Annotated in this window: 21 protein-coding genes; 9 read left to right on the top strand and 12 right to left on the bottom strand. The window is 74.8% G+C overall.

Features of this window, described 5'->3' with window-relative positions; translation table 11 throughout:
• Positions 1-16 precede the first annotated feature (16 nt).
• The 5 genes from ACSU6Z_RS27160 to ACSU6Z_RS27140 all read left to right on the top strand — a co-directional run bounded on the left by ACSU6Z_RS27160 (position 17) and on the right by ACSU6Z_RS27140 (position 6,518).
• Entirely contained in the window at positions 17-2,056 is a 2,040-nt protein-coding gene (locus ACSU6Z_RS27160; protein WP_437049558.1) for a bifunctional aldolase/short-chain dehydrogenase, read from the top strand.
• Positions 2,053-3,516 (top strand): rhamnulokinase, encoded by a 1,464-nt coding sequence (locus ACSU6Z_RS27155; RefSeq protein ID WP_437049557.1) that lies wholly within the window; start codon positions 2,053-2,055, stop codon positions 3,514-3,516. The genes ACSU6Z_RS27160 and ACSU6Z_RS27155 overlap by 4 nt, the downstream gene beginning before the upstream one ends.
• A 94-nt stretch (positions 3,517-3,610) precedes the next feature.
• Positions 3,611-4,372, top strand: coding sequence for a (Fe-S)-binding protein (locus tag ACSU6Z_RS27150; RefSeq protein ID WP_437049556.1), 762 nt, complete (start codon positions 3,611-3,613; stop codon positions 4,370-4,372).
• Complete coding sequence (locus ACSU6Z_RS27145) at positions 4,369-5,847, top strand: LutB/LldF family L-lactate oxidation iron-sulfur protein (protein ID WP_437049555.1); 1,479 nt, start codon at positions 4,369-4,371, stop codon at positions 5,845-5,847. Before ACSU6Z_RS27150 ends, ACSU6Z_RS27145 begins: the two co-directional genes overlap by 4 nt.
• Positions 5,844-6,518 carry a LutC/YkgG family protein gene (locus ACSU6Z_RS27140; RefSeq protein ID WP_437049553.1) on the top strand — a complete coding sequence of 225 codons (675 nt, stop codon included), beginning with the start codon at positions 5,844-5,846 and terminating at the stop codon, positions 6,516-6,518. Before ACSU6Z_RS27145 ends, ACSU6Z_RS27140 begins: the two co-directional genes overlap by 4 nt.
• 133 nt (positions 6,519-6,651) lie before the next feature.
• Here the strand turns inward: ACSU6Z_RS27140 and ACSU6Z_RS27135 are convergent, their stop codons facing one another.
• The 3 genes from ACSU6Z_RS27135 to ACSU6Z_RS27125 all read right to left on the bottom strand — a co-directional run bounded on the left by ACSU6Z_RS27135 (position 6,652) and on the right by ACSU6Z_RS27125 (position 8,740).
• Positions 6,652-7,011: a cupin domain-containing protein gene (locus ACSU6Z_RS27135; protein WP_437013829.1), complete on the bottom strand. Its 360-nt coding sequence runs from the start codon at positions 7,009-7,011 to the stop codon at positions 6,652-6,654.
• 198 nt (positions 7,012-7,209) lie between these two features.
• Positions 7,210-8,187 carry a pyridoxal-phosphate dependent enzyme gene (locus tag ACSU6Z_RS27130; protein WP_437049552.1) on the bottom strand — a complete coding sequence of 326 codons (978 nt, stop codon included), beginning with the start codon at positions 8,185-8,187 and terminating at the stop codon, positions 7,210-7,212.
• A 247-nt stretch (positions 8,188-8,434) separates the two neighbouring features.
• Positions 8,435-8,740 (bottom strand): hypothetical protein, encoded by a 306-nt coding sequence (locus ACSU6Z_RS27125; RefSeq protein WP_437049550.1) that lies wholly within the window; start codon positions 8,738-8,740, stop codon positions 8,435-8,437.
• A 226-nt stretch (positions 8,741-8,966) separates the two neighbouring features.
• Here ACSU6Z_RS27125 and ACSU6Z_RS27120 point away from each other — a divergent pair, with 226 nt between their 5' ends.
• Both ACSU6Z_RS27120 and ACSU6Z_RS27115 read left to right on the top strand, forming a co-directional pair.
• Positions 8,967-10,631 (top strand): alkaline phosphatase D family protein, encoded by a 1,665-nt coding sequence (locus ACSU6Z_RS27120; protein WP_437049548.1) that lies wholly within the window; start codon positions 8,967-8,969, stop codon positions 10,629-10,631.
• Between the two features lie 137 nt (positions 10,632-10,768).
• Complete coding sequence (locus tag ACSU6Z_RS27115; RefSeq protein WP_437049546.1) at positions 10,769-12,145, top strand: alpha-lytic protease prodomain-containing protein; 1,377 nt, start codon at positions 10,769-10,771, stop codon at positions 12,143-12,145.
• A gap of 67 nt (positions 12,146-12,212) precedes the next feature.
• Here ACSU6Z_RS27115 and ACSU6Z_RS27110 read toward each other — a convergent pair whose 3' ends face one another.
• From ACSU6Z_RS27110 to ACSU6Z_RS27085, 6 genes are all read right to left on the bottom strand, one after another.
• Complete coding sequence (locus ACSU6Z_RS27110) at positions 12,213-13,307, bottom strand: serine hydrolase domain-containing protein (RefSeq protein WP_437049545.1); 1,095 nt, start codon at positions 13,305-13,307, stop codon at positions 12,213-12,215.
• Positions 13,304-14,227, bottom strand: coding sequence for a DUF6895 family protein (locus ACSU6Z_RS27105; RefSeq protein WP_437049543.1), 924 nt, complete (start codon positions 14,225-14,227; stop codon positions 13,304-13,306). The genes ACSU6Z_RS27110 and ACSU6Z_RS27105 overlap by 4 nt, the downstream gene beginning before the upstream one ends.
• Positions 14,224-15,276: a DUF6895 family protein gene (locus ACSU6Z_RS27100; protein WP_437049542.1), complete on the bottom strand. Its 1,053-nt coding sequence runs from the start codon at positions 15,274-15,276 to the stop codon at positions 14,224-14,226. The genes ACSU6Z_RS27105 and ACSU6Z_RS27100 overlap by 4 nt, the downstream gene beginning before the upstream one ends.
• On the bottom strand, positions 15,273-15,989 hold the full coding sequence (locus tag ACSU6Z_RS27095) for a hypothetical protein (RefSeq protein WP_437049540.1): 717 nt from the start codon (positions 15,987-15,989) through the stop codon (positions 15,273-15,275). Before ACSU6Z_RS27095 ends, ACSU6Z_RS27100 begins: the two co-directional genes overlap by 4 nt.
• Positions 15,990-16,011: 22 nt before the next feature.
• On the bottom strand, positions 16,012-16,185 hold the full coding sequence (locus ACSU6Z_RS27090; protein WP_437049539.1) for a hypothetical protein: 174 nt from the start codon (positions 16,183-16,185) through the stop codon (positions 16,012-16,014).
• A gap of 206 nt (positions 16,186-16,391) precedes the next feature.
• Entirely contained in the window at positions 16,392-17,855 is a 1,464-nt protein-coding gene (locus ACSU6Z_RS27085) for an aminotransferase class I/II-fold pyridoxal phosphate-dependent enzyme (RefSeq protein ID WP_437049537.1), read from the bottom strand.
• A gap of 195 nt (positions 17,856-18,050) precedes the next feature.
• Here ACSU6Z_RS27085 and ACSU6Z_RS27080 point away from each other — a divergent pair, with 195 nt between their 5' ends.
• Positions 18,051-19,241, top strand: coding sequence for an amidohydrolase (locus ACSU6Z_RS27080; RefSeq protein ID WP_437049536.1), 1,191 nt, complete (start codon positions 18,051-18,053; stop codon positions 19,239-19,241).
• Between the two features lie 88 nt (positions 19,242-19,329).
• Here the strand turns inward: ACSU6Z_RS27080 and ACSU6Z_RS27075 are convergent, their stop codons facing one another.
• Positions 19,330-19,617: a hypothetical protein gene (locus ACSU6Z_RS27075; RefSeq protein ID WP_437049534.1), complete on the bottom strand. Its 288-nt coding sequence runs from the start codon at positions 19,615-19,617 to the stop codon at positions 19,330-19,332.
• 104 nt (positions 19,618-19,721) lie between these two features.
• Positions 19,722-21,509, bottom strand: coding sequence for a RecQ family ATP-dependent DNA helicase (locus ACSU6Z_RS27070; RefSeq protein WP_437049533.1), 1,788 nt, complete (start codon positions 21,507-21,509; stop codon positions 19,722-19,724).
• 345 nt (positions 21,510-21,854) lie between these two features.
• Here ACSU6Z_RS27070 and ACSU6Z_RS27065 point away from each other — a divergent pair, with 345 nt between their 5' ends.
• Positions 21,855-22,592 (top strand): D-Ala-D-Ala carboxypeptidase family metallohydrolase, encoded by a 738-nt coding sequence (locus tag ACSU6Z_RS27065; protein WP_437049531.1) that lies wholly within the window; start codon positions 21,855-21,857, stop codon positions 22,590-22,592.
• Between the two features lie 37 nt (positions 22,593-22,629).
• Here the strand turns inward: ACSU6Z_RS27065 and ACSU6Z_RS27060 are convergent, their stop codons facing one another.
• A complete protein-coding gene (locus ACSU6Z_RS27060) occupies positions 22,630-23,268 on the bottom strand; it encodes a class I SAM-dependent methyltransferase (protein WP_437049529.1) in 639 nt (212 codons plus the stop codon).
• Positions 23,269-23,330 lie beyond the last annotated feature (62 nt).

The following is a 23,330-nucleotide window of genomic DNA, read 5'->3' as shown; positions in this document are numbered from 1 at the left end:
AAAAGGACTCAAGGACATGACACCCCACCCCGAAGCCGCCGCCCTCCTCGCCCGCTCCCACCGGCTCGGCGCCGACCCCCGCAACACCAACTACGCCGGCGGCAACGCCTCCGCGAAGGGCACCGCCACCGACCCCGTCACCGGCGGCGACGTGGAGCTGATGTGGGTCAAGGGCTCCGGCGGCGACCTCGGCACGCTGACCGAGGCGGGCCTGGCCGTCCTGCGGCTGGACCGGCTGCGGGCGCTGAAGGACGTCTATCCGGGCGTCGAGCGCGAGGACGAGATGGTCGCCGCGTTCGACTACTGCCTGCACGGCAAGGGCGGCGCGGCCCCCTCCATCGACACCGCGATGCACGGTCTGGTCGATGCGGCGCACGTCGACCACCTCCACCCCGACTCCGGGATCGCGCTGGCCTGCGCGGCCGACGGGGAGAAGCTGACCGCCGAGTGCTTCGGCGACACGGTGGTGTGGGTGCCGTGGCGGCGGCCCGGTTTCCAGCTGGGCCTGGACATCGCGGCGGTGAAGGAGGCCAACCCGCGGGCGATCGGCTGCGTCCTGGGCGGGCACGGCATCACGGCGTGGGGGGCCACCTCCGAGGAGTGCGAGCGCAACTCGCTGCACATCATCCGCACCGCCGAGAGGTTCCTCGCCGAGCGGGGCCGGCCGGAGCCGTTCGGTCCGGTGATCGAGGGGTACGAGCCGCTGCCCGGGGCCGAGCGGCGCGAGCGGGCGGCGGCGCTGGCGCCGTACGTGCGGGCGCTCGCCTCCCAGGACCGGCCGCAGGTCGGCCACTTCACCGACTCCGAGGTGGTGCTGGACTTCGTCTCCCGCGCCGAGCACCCGCGGCTGGCCGCGCTCGGCACCTCCTGCCCCGACCACTTCCTGCGCACCAAGGTCCGCCCGCTCGTCCTGGACCTGCCGCCGTCGGCCCCGCTGGACGAGGCCGTGGCCCGGCTGAGGGAGCTGCACGCCGCCTACCGCGAGGAGTACGCCGCCTACTACCACCGGCACGCCGAGCCGGACTCCCCCGCGATGCGCGGTGCCGACCCGGCGATCGTCCTCGTCCCCGGCGTGGGCATGTTCAGCTTCGGCAAGGACAAGCAGACCGCGCGGGTGGCCGGCGAGTTCTACGTCAACGCCATCAACGTGATGCGCGGCGCGGAGGCGGTCTCGACGTACGCCCCGATCGAGGAGGCGGAGAAGTTCCGCATCGAGTACTGGGCGCTGGAGGAGGCCAAGCTCCGGCGGATGCCGAAGCCGAAGCCGCTGGCCACGCGGGTGGCGCTGGTGACGGGCGCGGGCAGCGGCATCGGCAGGGCGATCGCGCGCCGGCTGGTGGCCGAGGGCGCGTGCGTCGTCGTGGCCGACCTGAACGGCGAGAGCGCCGCCGCCGTCGCCGAGGAGCTGGGCGGACCCGACAAGGCCGTCGCGGTGACCGTGGACGTGACCTCCGAGGAGCAGATCACCGAGGCGTTCCGGGCCGCGGTGCTGGCCTTCGGCGGTGTCGACCTGGTGGTGAACAACGCGGGCATCTCCCTGTCCAAGCCGCTGCTGGAGACGACGGCGAAGGACTGGGACCTCCAGCACGACATCATGGCCCGCGGCTCCTTCCTGGTCTCCCGCGAGGCGGCCCGCGTGATGATCGCGCAGCGACTGGGCGGCGACATCGTCTACATCGCCTCCAAGAACGCCGTGTTCGCGGGTCCGAACAACATCGCCTACTCCGCCACCAAGGCCGACCAGGCCCACCAGGTGCGGCTGCTCGCCGCCGAGCTGGGCGAGCACGGCATCCGCGTCAACGGCGTCAACCCGGACGGTGTCGTACGCGGCTCCGGGATCTTCGCGAGCGGCTGGGGCGCGCAGCGGGCGGCCGTGTACGGGGTGCCGGAGGAGAAGCTGGGCGAGTTCTACGCGCAGCGGACCCTGCTCAAGCGCGAGGTGCTGCCGGAGCACGTGGCGAACGCCGTGTTCGCGCTGACCGGCGGCGACCTGACCCACACCACCGGCCTGCACGTCCCGGTCGACGCCGGTGTCGCCGCCGCCTTCCTGCGGTGAGCGCCCGCGTGAAGTCGTACGCCGCGGTCGACCTCGGCGCGTCCAGCGGGCGCGTCATGGTCGGCCGCGCCGGCCCCGACACCCTGGAGCTGACCGAGGCGCACCGCTTTCCCAACCGGCCGGTCCGGGTGCCCGAGGGGCTGCGCTGGGACGTCCTCGGGCTGTACGCGGGGGTCCTGGAGGGGCTGCGGGCGGCCGGGTCGCTGTGCGACGGCCGGGTCGATTCCGTCGGCATCGACAGCTGGGCGGTGGACTACGGGCTGCTCGACGCGGACGGGGCGCTGCTCGGCAACCCCGTGCACTACCGCGACGACCGCACCGAGGGCGTCGCGGAGAAGGTGTGGACGACCGTGCCGGCCGGGGAGCTGTACGCGGCGACCGGGCTGCAGTACGCGCCCTTCAACACCCTGTACCAGCTGGCCGCCGCCCGCTCCACCGCCCAGTTCGCCCAGGCGCGGCGCCTGCTGCTGGTACCGGACCTGCTGACGTACTGGCTGACGGGCGAGCAGGGCACGGAGCTGACCAACGCCTCCACCACCCAGCTGGTCGACCCGCGCACCCGGGACTGGGCGTACGACGTCGCGGACCGGCTCGGCATCGACCTCGGCCTGTTCGCGCCGCTGCGGCAGCCCGGCGACCCGGCGGGCCTGCTGCGCGGGGAGGTCCTGGAGGAGACGGGACTGGCCGGGCCGGTGCCGGTGACGGCGGTCGCCTCGCACGACACCGCCTCCGCGGTGGCCGCCGTCCCCGCCACGGGCGAGCGGTTCGCCTACATCTGCACCGGCACCTGGTCGCTGGCCGGCCTGGAGCTGACCGCGCCGGTGCTGACGGAGGAGAGCCGCGCCGCCAACTTCACCAACGAGCTGGGGCTGGACGGCACGGTCCGCTACCTGCGCAACATCATGGGGCTGTGGCTGCTCCAGGAGTGCGTGCGGGCCTGGGGCGGAACGGACCTGGGCGGGCTGCTGCGGGAGGCGGCCAAGGTGCCGGCGCTGCGGTCGGTGGTGGACGCGGGCGACGCGGCGTTCCTCGCGCCGGGCCGGATGCCGGAGCGGATCGGGCAGGCGTGCCGCGCCTCGGGACAGCCGGTGCCCGCCTCGCCCGCCGAGGTCACGCGCTGCATCCTCGACTCCCTCGCCCTGGCCCACCGCAGGGCCGTCGAGGACGCCCAGCGGCTCGCCGGGCACCCGGTCGACGTGGTGCACGTCGTGGGCGGCGGCACCCGCAACGCCCTGCTGTGCCAGCTGACCGCGGATGCCTGCGGGCTGCCGGTGGTGGCGGGCCCGACCGAGGCCGCCGCCCTCGGCAACGTCCTCGTCCAGGCCCGGGCGCACGGAACCGCCGGCGACCTGGCCGGGATGCGCGAACTGCTCGTCCGCACCCAGCCGCTGACCCGGTACGAGCCGCGCGGCGGCACGGCGCGCTGGCGGGCGGCCGAGGCCCGGCTCACCCGCCGGTGAGCACCGGTTCGCCGGCCGGCGACCGGGCCCTGTCCCGGTCCCGGCCCGCCGACTACCCTGCGAACGTCCGATGATCGATCCACGAGGAGCCGCGATGCGTGTCGCCCTGTTCCTGACCTGCGTCAACGACACGCTCTATCCGGACACCGGCCGCGCGGTGGTGAGGCTGCTGACCCGGCTGGGCGTCGAGGTGGACTTCCCCGCGGCCCAGACCTGCTGCGGGCAGGCCCACTACAACACCGGGTACCGGCGCGAGGCGGAACCGCTGGCGCGGCACTTCGCCGAGGTGTTCGGGGGGTACGAGGCGATCGTGACGCCGTCGGGGTCGTGCGGGGCGATGGTGCGGGAGCTGTATCCCCGCATGGGCGAGCGGGCGCGGGCCGAGGGCCGCGGGAACGCGCTCGCGGCCACCGTGGCGCCGGTGGTGCCGAAGACGTACGAGCTGACGGAGTTCCTGGTGGACGTGATGGGGGTGACGGACGTCGGGGCGTACTACCCGCACACGGTGACGTACCACCCGACCTGCCACGGGCTGCGCTCCCTGGGCCTGGGCGAGCGGCCGCTGAGGCTGCTGCGGGCCGTACGGGGGCTGGAGCTGGTCGAGCTGCCGGGTGCCGAGGAGTGCTGCGGGTTCGGCGGCACCTTCGCGGTGAAGAACGCCGACGTGTCGGCGGCGATGGGGACGGACAAGGTGCGCAACGCGCAGTCGACGGGCGCCGAGGTCCTGTGCGCGGCGGACAACTCCTGCCTGATGCACCTCGGCGGGACGATGTCCCGGCTGCGGGTGGGCATGCGGCCGGTGCACATCGCGGAGATCCTGGCGAGCACGGAGGAAGGGGAGGGGGCGGCCGTATGAGCGGCACGTATCTGGGGATGCCGGCCTTTCCGCGGGCGGCGCGCACCGCCGTGCACGACCGGACCCTGCGCGGCAATCTGCGCCACGCCACGCACACCATCCGCGCCAAGCGGGCCAAGGCCGTCGCGGAGGTCTCCGACTGGGCGGCGCTGCGCGAGGCCGGCAGGCAGATCAAGGACCACACGCTGCGGCACCTGGACCGCTACCTGGTGCGGGTGGAGGAGGCGGTGACGGCGGCGGGCGGCACCGTGCACTGGGCCGCCGACGCCGACGAGGCCAACCGGATCGTGACCCGCCTGGTCAAGGAGACCGGCGAGTCCGAGGTCGTCAAGGTCAAGTCGATGGCCACGCAGGAGATCGGCCTCAACGAGGCCCTCGAGGCCGAGGGCATCCGCGCCTACGAGACCGATCTGGCCGAGCTGATCGTGCAGCTGGGCCGGGACCGGCCCTCGCACATCCTCGTGCCCGCCATCCACCGCAACCGCGGGGAGATCCGGGACATCTTCGCCCGCGAGATGGGCCAGTGGGGCCGCCCGGCACCGGAGGGCCTCACCGACACGCCCGCCGAACTGGCGGAGGCGGCGCGGCTGCACCTGCGGGAGAAGTTCCTGCGCGCCAAGGTCGGCATCTCCGGCGCGAACTTCGTCGTCGCCGAGACCGGCACGCTGGTGGTCGTCGAGTCCGAGGGCAACGGGCGGATGTGCCTGACCCTGCCCGAGACGCTGATCTCCGTCGTCGGCATCGAGAAGATCGTGCCCACCTGGCGGGACCTGGAGGTGTTCCTCCAGACCCTGCCCCGTTCCTCCACGGCCGAGCGGATGAACCCGTACACGTCGATGTGGACCGGGACCACGGACGAGGACGGACCGCGGGCCTTCCACCTGGTCCTCCTCGACAACGGCCGCACCGACACCCTCGCCGACGAGGTCGGCCGCCAGGCGCTGCGCTGCATCCGCTGCTCGGCCTGCCTGAACGTGTGCCCGGTGTACGAGCGGGCCGGCGGCCACGCCTACGGCTCGGTCTACCCGGGCCCCATCGGCGCCATCCTCAGCCCGCAACTGCGGGGCACGGGAAGCGAGATCGACGCCTCCCTCCCCTACGCGTCCTCGCTGTGCGGCGCCTGCTACGAGGTGTGCCCGGTCGCCATCGACATCCCGGAGGTGCTGGTGCACCTGCGGGAGCGGGTGGTGCGGGGCGGGGCGGCGGTGCGGCGGGGCGACAAGGTCGTCCTCAAACCGGCCAAGGGGCACGCCGCCGAGCGGGCCGCGATGCGGGCGGCGCAGTGGGCGTTCACGCGTCCGGGAGTGCTGCGCGCGGGCCAGCGGCTGGCGTCGCGCACCCGCCGCTTCCACCCGCGGACACTGCCCGGCCCGGGCCGGGCCTGGACCGGCAGCCGGGACCTCCCGGCGGTTCCCGCGGAGCCGTTCCGCGACTGGTGGCAGCGCACGCGCGGCGGGAAGGACGGCCTCAAGTGAACAGCAGGGAGAGGATCCGGGGCCGGGTACGGCGTGCCCTCGCCGACGTCCCGCGCGACGACACTCCCCCCGTGCCCGGACGGCCCGGGAGGGACCCCCGGTACGAGCGGGCGGTCGTGCGCGACTACCTGCGCGAGCACGGGGAGCGGAGCGCCGAGGAGACGGTGGACCTGCTCGCCGAGAACCTGGCGGACTACCGGGCGGTCGTGCACCGCTGCGCGGGCGGGGAGCTGCCGGACCTGCTCGCGCGGCTCGTGGCCGAGCGCGGCTCGCGCAGCGTGCTCGTCCCCGCGGGGCTGCCGCCGTCCTGGCTGCGGGCGGTGGACGCGACCCGCGTCCCCGACCGGGCCGCGTCCACCCCGCACGAGCTCGACCGGGTCGACAGCGTGATCACCGGATGCGCGGTGGCGATCGCCGAGACCGGCACGATCGTGCTGGACGGCGGACCGGACCAGGGCCGCCGCCGGATCACGCTGATCCCGGACCACCACGTCTGCGTGGTGCGCGTCCCGGACCAGGTCGTCCCCTCCGTGCCCCGGGCCCTGGAACGCCTCGACCCGGCACGCCCGCTGACCTGGATCTCCGGCCCGTCGGCGACCAGCGACATCGAGCTGGACCGGGTGGAGGGGGTGCACGGGCCGCGGACGCTGGAGGTCGTGCTGGTGACCTGACGCGCCGCCGACCACGCGGAGCGGCCCCGTCGCGGTCCGGGCACGGGTGGCGGCGGTGCGCGGCGCCCGGGCCGCACACCGCCGCGTACGGAAACGGTGTGTCCGGCCCCGGGGGGCTTCCGGGGCCGTGCCGCTACTCGGCCTTCGCGTACTCCTGGGCCATGGCGCCCGCGAAGTCGTAGACGATGCACTGCTCGTCGCCCACGACCCAGGCGTCGTGCCCGGGCGCGCACACGAAGACGTCGCCCGGGCCCACCTCGCCCTCGGCGCCGTCGTCCATGCGGATGCGCATCCGTCCCTGGACGACATAGCCGTTGTGGTGGATCCGGCAGCTGTCGGTGCCCGCGATCGGTCCGACCGACTCCGACCAGCGCCAGCCGGGCTCGAACGTGGCCACGGCGAAGTCGAGCCCCGTCAGGTGGACGGCTTCGAGATGGCCTCGAGGGAAATCGCGCCGCTCGTCCGGCTTGTCGAGCGTCTTGACCTCGAACATGACGCTCCTCCTTTTCCCGGATTTTCCCGGTTTCTCCGGTTCCCCGGTTTCCCGGTTTTCCGGCCGCGTCCGTCTGCGGCCGGGGCCGGTCTCCGTCCGCCACGGCGTCCTCCACGGCCGGCATCGGCGGGGCCGGCTCCGTCACTTCATCGTCCGTCTGTCAAGCCGGGACCGCCATTCGGGTGACACCCGGCGGTGTCAGCCGCCGGTGCCGCACAGCCGGGCGAAGCGTCCGGCGTCGATGTTGCCGCCGGAGAGGATCACGCCGACGCGGCGCGGGAGGCGGCCCGCACGGCCGGTGAGCAGAGCGGCCAGCGGGGTGGCGCCACTGGGTTCGAGGACGATCTTCAGCCGTTCGAACGCGAACCTCATCGCCTGCCGGATCTCGTCGTCGGAGACGAGGACGACCTCGTCGAGCAGCCGCCGGTTGAGGGAGAAGGTCAGTTCCCCGGGGATGGGCAGGGCCTGGCCGTCGGCGATGGTGTGCGGGACCTCGACGGCGACGCGCCGGCCCGCCTCCAGGGACCGCCTGGTGTCGTCGCCGGCCTCGGGCTCGACGCCGATCACCCGGGTCGCCGGGCGCAGTCCCTTGACCGCGGTGGCGCTTCCGGCGATCAGCCCACCGCCGCCGACGGGTGCGATCAGCGCGTCCACCTCCCCCACCTCCTCGACCAGTTCGAGCGCCGCGGTGCCCTGGCCGGCGATGACGTGGGGGTGTTCGTAGGGCGGGATCAGGGCCAGGCCCCGTTCGGCGGCCAAGGCCTCGCCGATGGCCTCGCGGTCGCCGGTGTAGCGGTCGTAGGTGACGATCTCGGCGCCGTAGGCGACGGCGGCGTCCCGCTTGGACCGCGGGGCGTCCTCGGGCATGACGATCACCGCGGTGGTGCCGAGCTCGCGGGCGGCGAGCGCGACGGCCTGGGCGTGGTTGCCGGAGGAGTAGGCGACGACGCCCCGGGTGAGCTGTCCGGGCGTGAGGCGGGAGACCGCGTGGTAGGCGCCGCGGAACTTGAAGGCGCCGACGCGCTGGAAGTTCTCGCACTTGAGGAGGGCCTCGGTGCCGGCGATCGCGTCCAGGGTCCGGGAGCGCAGGACGGGGGTGCGGTGGGCGACGCCCTTCAGGCGGGCGGCGGCGTCGCGGACGTCGTCGAGGGTGACCGGCGGGGTGGAGCTCGTCACGCGTGTCCTCCGTCGGGGTGTCGGGCACACCGGACGCCGGGGCGGTGTCCGGTGCGCGCACGGGGTCACCCATCCCATCACGGGTCCCCCGGCCCCGGCAGGGGCCGTGCGCCGGCGGCGGAGTGAGCGCGGTCGGCCCGGGGGATCGTCCCGAAGGGGTGATCCGGTGACCTGGGCGGCGTGGACGCGGTGCGGGGCGGCGGGGGCGGCGGGGCCGGCGGGGGGACCCGATCGCCGGGCCCGCCCCTCACGGCCGGGGGTTGGTGCGCCGCCAGGACCGGCGGGCGTTCGGGTCGCGGCGGCCCGCGGCGGCGGCGCAGCGCGGGCAGACCCGCTGGACGGCGTCGGCGGCGCCGCCCGTCTCCGGCAGGATCTCGGCCCAGGGGACGGCGGGGAAGCGGGACAGCTGCGAGCGGTGCAGCGCCAGGCCGCACACGGTCTGGTTCATGCCCTGCTCCCAGGCGTGCACCTCCCCGGCGGGCAGCCAGCGCCCGTCCTCCTCGTCCCACCAGCGGCGGGAGGCCGCCACCTCGTAGCGCCGTGTCCTGGCCATCGGTCCCGCGACCGTCCTCTCTCCCCCGTCCTCGCCTGCTCCTTCGCCCCTTGCGGACCGGGTGCCCTTCGAGGGCGACGCCCACACGCGGCCCGGGACGGACCCCGGCGGGTTCCCGCGCCCGTACCGCCTCCTGTGTGACCGCTCCGCACGCCCTGACAGATTTACGCATTTTGTCTGCTTAACATGCCTGATCCGCGTCCTGCCCCGTACGAGAGGACACCAGATGGCGCCCACGGGCCGTCACAGAGCACTGGCCGAGCACGCCTTCTCCCCGCACGACGCCGTCCTGCGCGCGGCCGCCCGGCACCTCGGGCGCCGGCGCTTCCTCACCGTCACCGCGGCGACCGCCGCGCTCGCCTTCACCACCAACCTGCCGGCCCGGGGCGCCGTCGCCACCCCCCGGCTCGAGGCGGCCCGGGTCAGCAAGGACCCGTTCACCCTCGGCGTCGCCTCGGGCGACCCCCTGCCCGACTCCGTGGTGCTGTGGACGCGGCTGGCCCCCGAGCCGTTCGAGGCGGACGGCGGGCTGGGCGAGCAGCGCGTCGCCGTGGAGTGGGAGGTGGCCGAGGACGAGCGCTTCGCCCTCGTCGCCCGGCGGGGCACCGCCGAGGCCCACCCGGAGTACGCCCACAGCGTGCACGTCGACGTCAAGGGACTGAAGCCGGGCACCCGCTACCACTACCGCTTCCGCACCGGGTCCTGGATCAGCCCGGCGGGCCGCACCCGCACCGCGCCCGGGGCGGGCGACGGCACCCCGGCGCTCCGCCTGGCCGCCGTCGCCTGTCAGGCCTACCAGGACGGTTACTACACGCCCCTGCGGCACCTCGCCGAGGACGACGTCGACGTCGTCTTCCACCTCGGCGACTACCTGTACGAGTACGCCGTCAACTCCGTCGGCGGCGAGCGCCGGTACACCGGCCGCACGCTCCCGGACGTGTTCAACCGCGAGACGATGACCCTCGCGGACTACCGGCTGCGCTATTCCCTCTACAAGAGCGATCCCGATCTGAGGGCCGCCCACGCCGCGCACCCGTTCGTCGTCGCCTGGGACGACCACGAGACCGAGAACAACTACGCCGGCAGCGTCCCCGAGAACGGGGTCCCGCCCCAGGAGTTCCTCGTGCGCCGGGCCGCCGCCTACCGCGCGTACTGGGAGAACCAGCCGCTGCGCGCCGCGCAGCTGCCCCAGGGGCCCGACGCGCAGCTGTACCGCCGCCTCCACTGGGGCACGCTCGCCCAGTTCGACGTCCTCGACACCCGCCAGTACCGCTCCGACCAGGCCTACGGCGACCGGCCGCACGCGCCGGGACCGGAGTCGGACGATCCCGCGCGCACCATGACCGGGGACGCGCAGGAGCGCTGGCTGATCGAGGGCTGGCGGGCCTCGGACGCGCTGTGGAACGTGATGCCGCAGCAGGTGTGCTTCTCGCAGCGCAAGTTCGGCGTGGCCGCCGACGCCGGCGTGTCCATGGACGCCTGGGACGGCTACCGGGCCTCACGCGACCGGATCGTCGCCGGGGCGAAGGCGGCCGGCGTCGACAACTGGATGGTCCTCACCGGTGACGTGCACGTGGCCTACGCCTTCGACATCAAGGAGGACTTCGACGACCCGCAGTCGAGGACCCTCGGCACGGAGGTCACCTCCACCTCCGTGGCCAGCGGCAAGGACGGCGTGGAGAAACCCGCCAACTGGGACACATACATGAGGGCCAACCCGCATCTGAAGTTCTACAACGGCAAGCGCGGCTACGTGCGGGTGGAATTCGACCGGGAGGCGGCCCGGATCGACTTCCGGACGGTGTCCGCCGTCACCACGCCCGGTGCCCCCGTCACCACGGCCGCGTCCTTCGTCACCGAGGCGGGCGCCCCCGGTCTGAAGCCCGCGTGAGCGGCGTACTGCACATGGCACCCCCGGCGTCCCCCAAAGCGCGAAAGGCGGCCGTCGCGAGCATCGGCCCGGGCCTTTGCGGCAAGGCCACTAGGACTTCGCCGCAGTCCCACCCTCATGAGAAGGAGCTGCTTCGCATGGTCGGCAGACATGTCACGGGCCGGCGCCGCACCGCCGCCCTCACCGCCCTCGGCGCCCTCGTCCTGACCGCCGCCCCCGCCGCCGCGTCCGCCGCGCCGCCGCCCGCGCCGGGCCCCCTGCCCGGCGCCGCCCGGACGCTCGGCGCCGACCGGGCCCCCGCACAGCTGCTGCACGCGCTGCAGCGCGACCTGAAGCTGACACCGCGGCAGGCCGCCGCCCGGCTGGTCAACGAGGCGGAGGCGGGCACCCGCGCGGGTCTGCTGCGCAACACGCTGGGCGAGCACTTCGCCGGTGCCTGGGTGAGCGGCGCGACCTCCGCCGAGCTCACCGTCGCCACCACCGACGCCGCGGACGTGCCCGTCATCGAGGCGCAGGGCGCGAAGGCGGCGGTCGTCGACCGGGGGCTGAGCGGGCTACGGGCCGTCAAGGCGCGGCTGGACTCCACCGCCCGGCGCGTCCAGACCCCCGACACACCGGTCTGGTACATCGACGTGCGGGCCAACCGGGTCGTCGTCCAAGCGGTGGACGAGCCGGCCGCGGCGGCGTTCGTGCGGGCCGCCGGCCTGAAGGACGGGGACGTGGGCGTCCGGGTGTCGGCGGACCGGCCGCGGGTGCTGGACGACATCGTCGGCGGTGACCCCTACTACATCGACGACAAGGCCCGCTGCTCCGTCGGCTTCTCCGTCACCAAGGACCAGCAGCAGGGCTTCGCCACGGCCGGCCACTGCGGCAGGCCCGGCGCGAGGACGACCGGCTACAACCGGGTGGCCCAGGGCACGTTCCAGGGCTCCGTCTTCCCCGGCAAGGACATGGCCTGGGTCGGCGTCAGCAGCGCCTGGACCGCCACGCCGGACGTCAAGGTGGAAGGGGACCGGAAGGTGCAGGTCGCCGGCTCGGTCCAGGCGCTCGTCGGGGCGTCGGTCTGCCGCTCGGGCTCCACCACCGGCTGGCGCTGCGGCACCATCGAGCAGCACGACACGAGCGTCAGCTACGCGCAGGGCACCGTCGACGGGCTGACGGAGACCACGGTGTGCGCCGAACCCGGCGACTCCGGCGGCCCGTTCGTCACCGGCGTCCAGGCGCAGGGCGTCACCTCCGGCGGCTCCGGTGACTGCACGAACGGCGGCACCACGTACTACCAGCCCGTCAATCCGCTGCTCGGCGACTTCGGCCTCACCCTGGTGACCGCGTCGGCCGCCGCGCCGTCCGCTCCGCACGACAGCGCGGCGGCCGACGCGTGGGCGACGGGCCGGGTCTACGGGGCCGGAACCACCGTGACGCACCGCGGCGCGCGCTACCAGTGCCTGCAGGACCACCAGGCGCAGGACGCGTGGGCGCCCGACGGCACGCCCGCCCTGTGGCAGCGGCTGTAGGCGCCGTCCGGTGGTGTGGGGGCGGCGTTCCCGCACCACCGGGGGCCGGGCGCCGGTCCCCCCTCGGTCACCCCTCGGCGAGCAGGGCGTAGGCGCCGGACAGGAACGGGTCGCGGGCGCCGCCGCGGACCCGGCGGGTGCACACCGCGGCCAGGGCCGTGCCGGTGCCGGGCCTGAAGCCCAGGAACGCCTGCTGTCCCAGCGTGGCACCGGAGTGGAAGTACATCGGCCCGCCGTCGGCGGGGTGGCGGAACCACGCCACCGTGTGCACGTGCCGGTGCCCCGGTCCGCGCCGGATCACGGGGGTGCGCACCGCCCGCAGGGCACCGGCCAGGGGCGAGCCGGACGGGCGCAGGTGCGCTTCGAGGAAGCCGAGCAGGTCCAGTGGGGTGGCCCGGACGGCTCCCGCCGCCTGGAAGCCCCCCGCGTCGAAGGCCGGGACGGCCCCGCGGCCGTCCTTGCGGTGACCGGTCGCGTCGGTCCCGGGGTCCGCGGCGGCCAGGGCGGTGCCGCCGAGGCCGAGCGGGCGCAGGACGTGCGCGGTGAGCAGGTCCTCCCAGGGGGTGGCGGTGACCGCCGCGACGGCGTGGCCGAGCACGGCGACGCCGAAGTTGGAGTAGCGCCAGCGCGTGCCGGGGCGGTGGCGGGGGCGGTGGCGCAGGAAGGCCTCGGTGACCCGGTCGGCCGGGTAGCGGGCGTAGGGGTTGGTGCGCCAGGCGGACAGGGTCCGGGGGAGGAAGTCGCGCGGCAGGGCGGGCAGTCCGGCGGTGTGGGTGACGAGGTGGGCGAGCGTCACCGGGTCCGGGCCGGCGGGCCGGCCGGGGTCCAGGCAGGCGGCGGCCGGCTCGCCCCCGGTGAGCACGCCGCGCCGGATCAGCTGGGCCAGCAGCAGCCCGGTGAACGTCTTGCCGGCCGAGCCGATCTCGTAGCGCAGGTCCGGTCTGGGGACCTCGGGGGGCGGAGCGGTGCCGCCGCTGTGGACGATGCGGCGGCCGTGCCGGGAGAGGGCGAGGACGACGTCGGGGGCGTCGGCGGCGTCGGCGACGGTGGCGAGCCGCTCCCGCAGGTGCGTCTCGTCGTCCGCGTCCGGCCGCGGGGCGGAGCCGGTGCCGTCGTCATCGTCGGGCGGATCGCCCGGCCAGAGGGCGGGGCGGGCCGTCATGAGGCGGCGCGCGCCAGTTCACTGAAGGCGCGGGAGGTGGACAGCGCCGAGGCGAAGGCGGCGACCAGCGTCGGGTGGTAGACGATGTCGAACACCTCGTCGGGGTCGCCGTCGGGCATCGTCCGGATGGCGGGCACGGCGCCGTCGGGCTGCTGGGCGGCGGCGAAACCCTCCCAGGCCCGCTCGTCGAAGGTGGGGCGGGGCAGGCAGGCGTCGACGACGAGGAGTTCGCCGAGCAGGTCCCACCGCTGCAGGTCCAGCCAGTCGTCGAGCCAGGCCGGCAGCCAGGTGGCGAGGTAGTCGGCGAGGCGGGGCGGCAGCCCGTCCGGGTTCTCCCCCCAGTCGGTGAGGTGGAAGACCGTGTGGGTGATGTCGTACCCGATGCGGCCCTCCACCGTCCACGGCTCCGGCGTGTGCTCCAGCCAGGTCGGGGTCAACGCCTCGGCCTCGGGCGGTTGCACGGGGCGCAGGCCGAAACGGCGCTGGAACGCGGAGAGTCCGAGCCGCCGGGTCGGTGTCGCGTCGAAGAAGTGCCAGCTGGCGAGGCGGTGGTTGAGGGCAGTGGCCCGCTCCACCTCGGGCTGGCTGTAGCCGAGCTCCTTGTAGGGCAGGTACACCTCGGCCGGGATGGGCGAGAGGGGTTCCGTCCGCTGTCCGCGCACCAGCATGCGGCCGCCGTCCAGCGTCTCCCGCCAGACGTGGTCGACCAGTTGCCGGGCCAGCTGGGCCTGGCGCGCCCCGGCCACGCCCTCGCGAAGCAGCACCTTGCATATCAGGGCCAGTTCACCCACCGGTTTGAAACGCTCCAGGAACCCTATTTCGGGGTCCACGTCGGGTTCCAGCCGGAAGCCGTCGCGGTGGGCCCACAGCCATTCCATGGCGCGGGCCCCGACGGTGTGCATCAGACGCGTGTCGGTCATCCGAGCGCTCCTTGTCCGCCGTGCGGGTACCGGGCCGGCGCCGGGCGCCGGACGCGGCCGTCGAGGGCGTCCGGCCGGACACCGCCCGTCCGGGGCGTGCCGGGGTGCCCGATGGTCAAGGTCGCGGCGAAGGCGGCCATCAGGGTGGAGTGGTAGGTGAAGGTGAAGTCCTCCCCGGGGTCCGCCGCGGTGTCGCCGCCGGACGTGCCGACCCGGCCCGGCCCGGCTCCGCCCACCTCGGGGAGCCCGCCCGTACCGTCCTGGGCCGCCGCGATCCGGCGCCACGCCTCCCGTACGTCCCGGGACCCGGTCGCTGCGGCCGGGCCCGGCACGCTCGCCGCCACGGCGAGCAGTTCGCAGGTCAGGTCCCACATCCGGGCCTCCCCGCAGGTGTCGAGCCAGGGTGGCAGCCACTGCGTCAGATAGGCCGCGAGGTCCGGTGGTACGCCCCGGTCGGCGCGGCCCCAGTCGGTGAGGTGGAAGACCACGTGGGTGAGCGCGTATCCGGAGGGGACTTCGAAGGTCCATGGTTCGGGCAGTCCGCCCAGCCATGTCCTGCGCAGGGCGTGCTCGGCCTGCGCGGCGGGCGGATGTCCGTCGAGGTGACCGCGCCGCTCGGCGGCGAGCACGCCCAGCCGTCGGGTGGGGTCCTGCTCGGTGAGCCGCCAGCTGCGGGTACGGGCCACCTTGGCGGCGGACGCCTCGTAGCCGGGGTGGCGCAGGCCCGCCGCGGCGAAGGCCGCGTACACCTCCAGGGGGTAGGTGGCGAAGGGCTCCTCGTGCTGCATCCGGAGGAACAGCTCGCCCTGCCCGGTCTGTCGCCAGGCGAACGCCAGCAGGTCGGACGCGCGGGTGTGGAGCGGGTCCGCCGGCGGGGTGCGCCGCGTCACCGTGGCGCACACCTGGGCGAGTTCGCCCAGCGGTTTCCAGGTGCGGTCCACCTCCCCGTCGGCGGCGAGCGCGTCGTCACCCAGCGCGAAGTGGTCACGGTGCGCGGACACCCAGGCGAGCGCCCCTTCCGCCACCTCGCGGATCTCCCCGGCGTTCACGGCCGTCCCACGAGCGCTTCGGTCCGCATCAACCGGGCCGCCCGCACTTGGAGCACGACCCGCGGATCGCTGCCGCCCATCAGCTCCACGAAGTCCAGCCCGGTCTCCAGGCCCAGCGTGTCGGGCACTCCGTCGAGCAGTGCCAGCCAGCGGCCCGCGCCGGCCGCCTGCCTCCAGTCCCTGCGGCGTACCGCCCGGACGAAGCCCCGGGCGACGTCGACCGGCCGGCGCCGGGCCGCGCGGACCACGGCGCACTCCTCGCCGGGCACGGCGAGGGGGGCCAGCACCGACAATTGGTGCGTCAGGGTCTGCCAGGTGGCGTCGTCGAGCCAGCCGGCCTCGGGTTCCGCGTCCCCGGTGCCGGCGGCCGGGTCGCCGGGGGAAGCGGTGAGCCGCCGCAGTGTGCGCCGCATGGCCCAGTGGCTCCACTGGACGGTGGGGGCGACGCCGACCCGGGGCGGGTAGGACCCGACGGCCTTGCGGAACGCGGCGAGGTCCTCGGGGGCGGGCGGGGTGTGGAAGAGCAGGTGCGGCAGCATCAGGTCGGCTCCCAGTACCCGCACGGCTGCGACCGCGACGCTCTCCGCGGCCCCCGCCACCAGTGGGTCACCGGTCATCCGGCGGTGGCCCCCGCCCCGAAGGGCGGAGGCCACGCCGGTAGCCAGATCCTGCACCGCGCCCTGCAAGAGGGACGAAGTGCCTGACTGTTCCATTCGGTTGCTCCTGCCGATCCGGTCAGCCCTTCTTCGGACGGGGGGTGGGCGGCGACAGCAGAAGCTTGAACGCGCCGCCGAACAGGGCCAGCGCGGCGTTCTGCCGACTGTCGCGGTAGATGCCTTCGGGCTCTACCGGGTCGAGTTCCGCTTCAAGGTCGATGACTTCCTCGGTCAGCTTGTCGATGGAAGGCATATGACCATCTCCCTCTGTTTGCCCATTGCCTTCGCTTCCCAAGTCTCCATCACATCCGAAAACATGTCCAACCAGCCCGAAAAACTAATGTAGGAAAAATTTCAGCAAAAGGGACAAATACTGCGTGATGCGGTGATTGAACTCCAAACAAGCGTCAAGTCCCGGCCGATGACCGGGACTTGACGGAATCCGAAGACGAACGGACGTCAACTGCGCGCCACCACGCGCAGCGTCCGGACCGAGGGATCGGCCGCGTCGGGGATCAGGACGCCGTGGTCGACGCCGCTGCGCAGGTAGTCGAGGACCTCGTCGGTGATGACCTCCCCGGGGGCCACCACCGGTACGCCGGGCGGGTAGGGGCTGATCATCTCGGCGGCGATCCGGCCGGCGGCGCGCTCGGCGGGCACGTGCTCGACCGGCGCGAAGAACGCCTCGCGCGGCAGCATGGCCTGTTCCAGCTCCAGGACCGGCGGCTGCGGCAGCCGTACGGGCGGGCGGCGTTCGAGGGATCCGGCCTCGTCGGCGAGCGCGCGCAGGGCGTCCACGAGGATCTTCTCCGTCTCGTCGTCGTCGGCGTGGGTGATCGAGGCGCTGATGCGGCAGGTGTCGGAGCCGCCGACGTCCACGTGCCGGCTCGCCCGCAGCCACTCGGCCGCCTGCATGCCGCTGATCCCGAGCTCCCGTACGTCGATCACGATCTTCAGTGGGTCGAAGGCGGCGGCGAGACCGGCGTCGACGACCTCCTGGCCCATGGGGGCGAGCCCCGGGATGTCCGCCGCCGTCGCCCGGATCCGCTCCGCGCGGTGCAGCGCGTCGTCGAGGAGCTCGTGGCCGTGCTCCACCATCTGCCGGCGCCAGCCGTCGAGCGTGGCGTACACCAGGGACGAGGCGCTCGTCGTGCCCAGCAGGTCCTCGCGCTGCTTGAGCGCCTCCGGCGACACCCGGTCGTACTGGAGGTGGAAGACGGAACTCTGCTCGATCGCGCCGCCCATCTTGTGGACGCTGGTCACCACCAGGTCGGCTCCGGCGTTCATGCCCCAGGCGGGCAGGGCGGGGTGGAAGGGCAGGTGGGCGCCCCACGCCTCGTCCACGATGAGGGGCACGTCGAACTCGTGGCAGACCCGGGCCACCCCCTCGACGTCCGCGCAGGTCCCCCAGTCGGTGGGCGTGATCAGCAGCATGCCCTTGGCGTCCGGGTGCTCCTGGAGGCGGCGGCGCACGTCGTCGGGTTCCGGCGGGTGGGCCAGGTGCCGCTCGCCGTCGAACTTCGGGTGGACCCAGATCGGTTCGACGCCGTTGACGACGACGGCCGCGATGACGGACTTGTGGGCGTTGCGGGACAGCAGCAGCTTCTCGCCGGGCCCGGCCACGGCCAGCATGGCGGTCTTGACCGACAGGGAGCTGCCGCACGTGGAGAAGAACGCCCGGTCGGCGCCGACCGCGTCCGCCATCAGGTCCTGGGCCTGGCTGAGCACGCCCTGCGACTGGCGGCGGTCGTCCAGCCCGTTGAGGGACAGCACGTCGGAGCGGAACACGTCGAGCCCGACGATGTCGGCCACCCGCGGATCGACCCCGCGCCCCTGCTTGTGCCCGGGCGGGCCGTAGGCCACGTCCCCCCGGCGCCGGAACTCCTGCAGTGCCTCCAGCACGGGCACCCGCGAATGATCCATCGTTCCTCCCGTCTCGCGTCCCGGCGTCTGCCGCCCCATCCCGGGCGGGCCCGTCCCCGGCCGCCGGTGGTCTCCTTCGGGGACACCGACCGTGTTGACGCTGCGCGACCGTCGAAACCCGGGGGGTGTCGCACCGTCCGGGCGGTGGAACCCGGTGCCGGTACGACGACACGCACCCGACACCGAGGAGGCCGCGTGACCCGCACGCTCGACGAGGTCCACCGGGACGTCCGCCGGGCCGTGACCGACCGGGCCGGCCCGCTGTGGGACGTCGCCCTGCGGCTGCACGCCGATCCCGAGTACGCCTTCGCCGAACACCGGGCGGCGGCCCTGCTCACCGGCGAGCTGGAACGCGCCGGTTTCGCGGTGGAGCGCGGCATCGCGGGCCTGCCGACCGCGTTCGCCGCGCGCTCGGGCCGGGGGCGTCCCGCCGTCGCGCTGCTACTGGAGTATGACGCCCTGCCCGGCCTCGGCCACGCCTGCGGCCACAATCTCGTCGCGGCGGCGGGACTGGGCGCGGCGCTCGCGCTGCACGCCGTGCTGGGCGGCACCGCCGGATGCGTGGCGGCCGTGGGCACGCCCGCCGAGGAGGGCGGCGGCGGGAAGGCCGTCGAAGCGGACGCCGGGGTGTTCGACGATGTGGACGCGGCGCTGATGTTCCACCCGGGGGTGTACGGCTGGCGGAGGGCGCCGCTGACCGCGCAGGTGCAGTACCGGGTGGGGTTCCACGGGCGCGCCGCCCACCCCACGGGCAACCCGGCCGAGGGCGTCGACGCGCTGGCGGCGCTGATCGAGCTGTTCAACGTGGTCGCCGTGCTGGGGCGGCGCCTGCCGGCGGCCTCGCACGTGCAGGGCATCGTCACGCACGGCGGCACGGCGACCAACATCGTCCCGGAGTACGCGGAAGGGCGGTTCGGGCTGCGCGCGGCCACCACGGGCGCCCTGGACGAGCTGATCGGGCGACTGCGCGAGGCCGCGGAGGGCGTCGCGCGGGCCACGGGCACCCGTGCCGAGGTGGAGCGGGCGACGGTCCGCTACGACCACTTCCGGGACAGCGGTGTCCTGTCCGACCGGTTCGCCGAGCACCTGGCGCACTCCGGGATCGCGCTGACGCCGCCCGCGCCCGGGGTGTACCTGGGCTCGTCGGACATCGGCAACGTCAGCGCGCGGGTGCCCGCCGTCCACCCGTTCGTCGCGATCATGGGCGAGGACGGGTCCGACCACACCCCCGAGTTCGCGGCGGCCGCCGCCTCCGGACGGGCCCGCGAAGTGCTGCTCGCTGCGGCGCAGGCCCTGGCGTGCACCGCCGCGGACGTCCTGCTCCGGCCGGGACTGCGCGAGCAGGCGTGGGCCGGGCACCGCAGGGCCGCCGCCGCGGAGGGCTGAGGCGGCGGCGCGGTACACCCCGTCGGGGGCACCGGTGCGGCGCGGCCCGGCTCCGTTCAGGCGCGCGGCGGGCCCGGCCGGTCCCGCTTCAGGAACCGCCGGACTCCTCGTCCCGGCCGCTCCCCCGGGTCTCCCGCCCCTCGTCGGCGCCGTCCGGGCGGACGGCCTCGGGCTCCCTGGTCTCGATACCCTCCAGGGGATTGCCCGCCGTCGTGCCGTGCTCCGTCTGGTATCCCTCCTTGGCGCTCGCGGTGCCGGGCACCGTGCGCTCGCGCGCCTGGCTCTCGGAACCCGAGTGGGCGCCCGGTTCGTCGCTGTCCCGGGCCCGGGCGTACCGGTTCTCCCCGGGTTCCCGGTGATCGTCGTGGCCGGTCATCTCCGCACCTCCGGTCGGTGTCGCAGGGGCTGGCGGGGTTCGGGGTTCCCCCGGGACCCGGCCGGAAACGAGTGGGCCGGCCGTCCCGGGAGGGGCCGGGCGGCTCACCCCTCGGACGGCGGCCCCTCCCCCGGTGCCTCCTCCACCACCGCGAGCAGGTCGTCGCGTCCGGACAGCGCCTCCAGGGACAGGGTGCGGTAGCCCGCCCGGTCGAACAGGACGGTGATGCGGTCGCCGTCCTCGCTCAGCACCGAGCCCTCGCCCCACTCCCCGTGCCGTACCCGGGCCCCGACCGGGAAGGCCGACGCGGCGGGGTGCCGGGGCCGTTCCGCCTCCTCGCCGCCGCCCTCCCCTTCGGCCCCCTCGGCCTCCCGGGCCTCGCACACGTCGCAGCCGCCGCACGGTGCCCGGTACTCCTCGCCGAAGTAGCCGAGCAGGAACCGCCGCCGGCAGCCGGTGGTCTCGGCGTACGCCCGGGCCATGTCGACCCGGGAGCGGTCGGTGCGCCGGTGCGCCTCGGCCGCCCGCTCGGCCTGTTCGGCCGCTTCCTCCGGCGGGGTGCCGCCCTCCGGGCGGATCTCGCCCCCCTCCCCCGTGGCGACGGTCCCGGCCTCCTCCAGGAGGTTCACCGCGGCGGTGACCCGGTTGCGGGACAGCCCGGTCTCCCGGCGCAGCCGGTCCAGCCCGGCGGGGTCGTCGCGGTGGCCGTGCACGGCGTCGGCGACCTCGGACAGGGTGTCGTGGCCGGGGGCGCGGCCGGCGAAGTACGTCTGCATGCCGGTGTCCTCGGACCGGTAGTGCAGCACCGCGAGCGCGGGGCGGCCGTCCCGGCCGCAGCGGCCGATCTCCTGGTAGTAGGCGTCCAGCGAGCCCGGCAGCGCGGCGTGCAGCACGAACCGCACGTCCTCCTTGTCGATGCCCATGCCGAAGGCCGAGGTCGCCACCACGACGTCGGCCTCGCCACCGAGGAAGGCGTCGTGGATACGGGCGCGTTCGGTGGCGCGCAGCCCGGCGTGGTAGGCCTCGGCGGCCAGACCGAGCGCGGCCAGCTCGCCGGCGTACTCCTCGGTGTCCCGGCGGGTGGCGGCGTAGACGATGCCCGGCTTGGCTTCGGCCGCCGCCCGTTCCACCACGGCGCGGCGCCGCTCGTCCTCGTCGAGGAACCGGCGGACCTCCAGCCGGATGTTCGGCCGGTTGAAACCGGCCACCGTCAGCCGCGGCCGGCGCATGCCGAGCCGTTCGGTGATCTCCTTGCGCACGGGCGGGGCGGCGGTCGCGGTCAGGGCGAGCACCGGGGGCCGCCCCACGCGCCGTACGGCCTGGTCCAGGCGCAGGTAGTCGGGCCGGAAGTCGTGGCCCCAGGAGGACACGCACTGGGCCTCGTCGACGACGAACAGGGCGGGCCGGGCGGTGGCCAGCCGCTCCACGACGTCGTCCTTGGCCAGTTGCTCCGGCGACAGGTACAGGAAGCGGGCGTCGCCCCGCGCCACCGCGTCCCAGGCGTCCCGCGCCCGGGACGCGGAGAGGTCGGAGTTGACGGCGACGGCGCCGGGCACCCGGTCGCCGTCCGGCAGACCGGCGATCTGGTCGCGCTGGAGGGCGATCAGTGGGGAGACCACCACGACCGGGCCGGACAGCAGCACGCCGGGGACCTGGTAGACGGCGGACTTTCCGGACCCGGTCGGCATGACGACGAGGGTGTCGTGGCCCGCCAGGACCGACTCCATGGCCTGGAGCTGTTCGGGCAGCAGGTGGTCCCAGCCGAACACCTCGGCGGCGGTCTCCCGCAGCCGCACGGCGTCCTTCCCGCCGCCGTTCCCGCCCCTCTCCCCTCTCTCGTCCTTCCCGTCCTTCCCGCCCTTCGCCTTCGACGCCCCCTTCCGCACAGCCATGACCGCTCCCTCGCTCGCCGGTGGTGGACACGCGGGTACCCGGGGCGGCGCCCGCCAGTCGGCCCTGCGGTGAGCGGTCGCCCGCCCGGACGCGCGGGAACGCGCGGGGAGAGTTCTCCGCGGTCCGCACGGGCACCCGGAAGGATGCGCCGCGGCGCCGGCTTCCGGCCGTGCGGGAGTACGGGGATCCGGCCCGCGCCGGGCACCGCACCGCCGCGGGCGCGGCACCGCGGCACACCGTCCGGCCGCGCCGCCGCTCCCGGCCCTTGCCCACAGCCACCGCGTACCCCATGGTTGACACGTTCACGACATCATCGGGCCGCGTTTTCACCGCAGGGGGACCACATGGCCGCTCGTGCCGCCAGGACCATTCTGGCCTTTTTCATGATCGTGTCGGGATTCACGGCGGGCGTCCTCGCCACCGCCGGCACCGCGCACGCCGACGGCTGCTACACCTGGAGCCGCACCCTGTCCGAGGGCTCCTCGGGCGCCGACGTCACCCAGCTCCAGATCCGGCTCGGCGGCTACCCGGGTTACGGTTCCGTCCTGGCCGTCGACGGGCGGTTCGGCCCGGCCACCACGGCTGCCCTCAAACGCTTCCAGTCGGCGTACGGGCTCACCGCGGACGGCATCGCGGGTGCGGCCACCTACAGCAAGCTCTACGCCCTCCAGGACGACGACTGCACCCCGGTCCACTTCTCGTACGGCGAGCTCAACGACTGCAACACCACCTGGTCGGGCGGCGCGGTCGACGCGGCGACCGCCAAGGCCAACGCCCTGCGCACCATGTGGAAGCTGGAGGCCCTGCGGCACGCCCTGGGCGACCAGCCGATCACGGTGACCAGCGGCTTCCGCTCCCGCGCCTGCAACGACGCCGTCGGCGGCGCGAGCGACAGCCGCCACCTGTACGGGGACGCCGCCGACCTCGGGGCGGGCCCGCACTCCCTGTGCACCCTGGCCAGGCAGGCCCGCAACCACGGCTTCAACGGCATCCTCGGCCCGGGCTACCCGGGGCACGACGACCACACCCACCTCGACCACCGGGGCAGCCGGTTCTGGTCCGCGCCGGCCTGCGGCGTCTGAGCCCTTCCCTGCCGGCCCCCTCCTGCCGGGCCCTTCCCTACCGGATCCGCCGCAGGCGCCACACGTGGTCGTCGCGGAAGCCGTCGGCCCCGTCGGGCGAGGGGCTCCGCCTGCGGACCGTCTCCCTCGTCTCCACCGTCCAACCGCCGTCGGGCAGGTCCAGGTCGGCCAGGACCCCCTCCAGCGTCGGGAACGCGTAGGCGAAGGGCGGCTCGGTCTGCCAGGACGGCCAGCCGGCGTGCAGGACGACCAGCAGGGTCCCGTCCACGGCGACGGCGCGGGCGGCGCTTCGCAGCACCGCCCGCAGGTCCAGTTCGACGGGCGACTGGAGGTAGTGGGCGCTCACGAGGTCGAAGGCGCCCTCGGGGAACGACCGGCCCAGCTCGTGGCGCTCCCAGGTCACCCGGTCGGCCACGCCGGCCTCGGCCGCGTGCCGGGCGGCGCGCGCGAGGGCGGTGGCCGAGATGTCCACGCCGGTGACGCGCCATCCGCGGGAGGCGAGCCACACGGCGTCGGCGCCCTCCCCGCACCCGAGGTCGAGGGCGGTGCCGGGCGCGAGGCCGGCCGCCTCCCGTACGAGCAGGGCGTTGGGGCGCCCGCTCCAGACGCGGTCGGCGTCGCGGTAGCGGGCCTCCCAGAAGTCGGCGGGCCGGGCGGTGGCGGGGGTGTCGCTCATGGCGCCTCCTGAGGGGCGGTCGGGTGGGTTCGCGGTGGGCCGGGGCGCGCACGGGGCGGTCC

This window comes from Streptomyces sp. enrichment culture (assembly GCF_964273145.1).
In the GTDB taxonomy this organism is placed as follows: Bacteria; Actinomycetota; Actinomycetes; order Streptomycetales; family Streptomycetaceae; genus Streptomyces.
This window is presented reverse-complemented; position numbering and strand designations above follow the sequence as displayed.

Bases quoted from the DNA above. Each gene is read 5' to 3' on its own strand.
- ACSU6Z_RS27160 (WP_437049558.1), top strand. From the start codon at position 17: ATGACACCCCACCCCGAAGCCGCCGCCCTCCTCGCCCGCTCCCACCGG.
- ACSU6Z_RS27150 (WP_437049556.1), top strand. From the start codon at position 3,611: ATGCGTGTCGCCCTGTTCCTGACCTGCGTCAACGACACGCTCTATCCG.
- ACSU6Z_RS27145 (WP_437049555.1), top strand. From the start codon at position 4,369: ATGAGCGGCACGTATCTGGGGATGCCGGCCTTTCCGCGGGCGGCGCGC.
- ACSU6Z_RS27135 (WP_437013829.1), bottom strand. From the start codon at position 7,011: ATGTTCGAGGTCAAGACGCTCGACAAGCCGGACGAGCGGCGCGATTTC.
- ACSU6Z_RS27125 (WP_437049550.1), bottom strand. From the start codon at position 8,740: ATGGCCAGGACACGGCGCTACGAGGTGGCGGCCTCCCGCCGCTGGTGG.
- ACSU6Z_RS27120 (WP_437049548.1), top strand. From the start codon at position 8,967: ATGGCGCCCACGGGCCGTCACAGAGCACTGGCCGAGCACGCCTTCTCC.
- ACSU6Z_RS27115 (WP_437049546.1), top strand. From the start codon at position 10,769: ATGGTCGGCAGACATGTCACGGGCCGGCGCCGCACCGCCGCCCTCACC.
- ACSU6Z_RS27110 (WP_437049545.1), bottom strand. From the start codon at position 13,307: ATGACGGCCCGCCCCGCCCTCTGGCCGGGCGATCCGCCCGACGATGAC.
- ACSU6Z_RS27105 (WP_437049543.1), bottom strand. From the start codon at position 14,227: ATGACCGACACGCGTCTGATGCACACCGTCGGGGCCCGCGCCATGGAA.
- ACSU6Z_RS27095 (WP_437049540.1), bottom strand. From the start codon at position 15,989: ATGGAACAGTCAGGCACTTCGTCCCTCTTGCAGGGCGCGGTGCAGGAT.
- ACSU6Z_RS27090 (WP_437049539.1), bottom strand. From the start codon at position 16,185: ATGCCTTCCATCGACAAGCTGACCGAGGAAGTCATCGACCTTGAAGCG.
- ACSU6Z_RS27085 (WP_437049537.1), bottom strand. From the start codon at position 17,855: ATGGATCATTCGCGGGTGCCCGTGCTGGAGGCACTGCAGGAGTTCCGG.
- ACSU6Z_RS27075 (WP_437049534.1), bottom strand. From the start codon at position 19,617: ATGACCGGCCACGACGATCACCGGGAACCCGGGGAGAACCGGTACGCC.
- ACSU6Z_RS27070 (WP_437049533.1), bottom strand. From the start codon at position 21,509: ATGGCTGTGCGGAAGGGGGCGTCGAAGGCGAAGGGCGGGAAGGACGGG.
- ACSU6Z_RS27065 (WP_437049531.1), top strand. From the start codon at position 21,855: ATGGCCGCTCGTGCCGCCAGGACCATTCTGGCCTTTTTCATGATCGTG.
- ACSU6Z_RS27060 (WP_437049529.1), bottom strand. From the start codon at position 23,268: ATGAGCGACACCCCCGCCACCGCCCGGCCCGCCGACTTCTGGGAGGCC.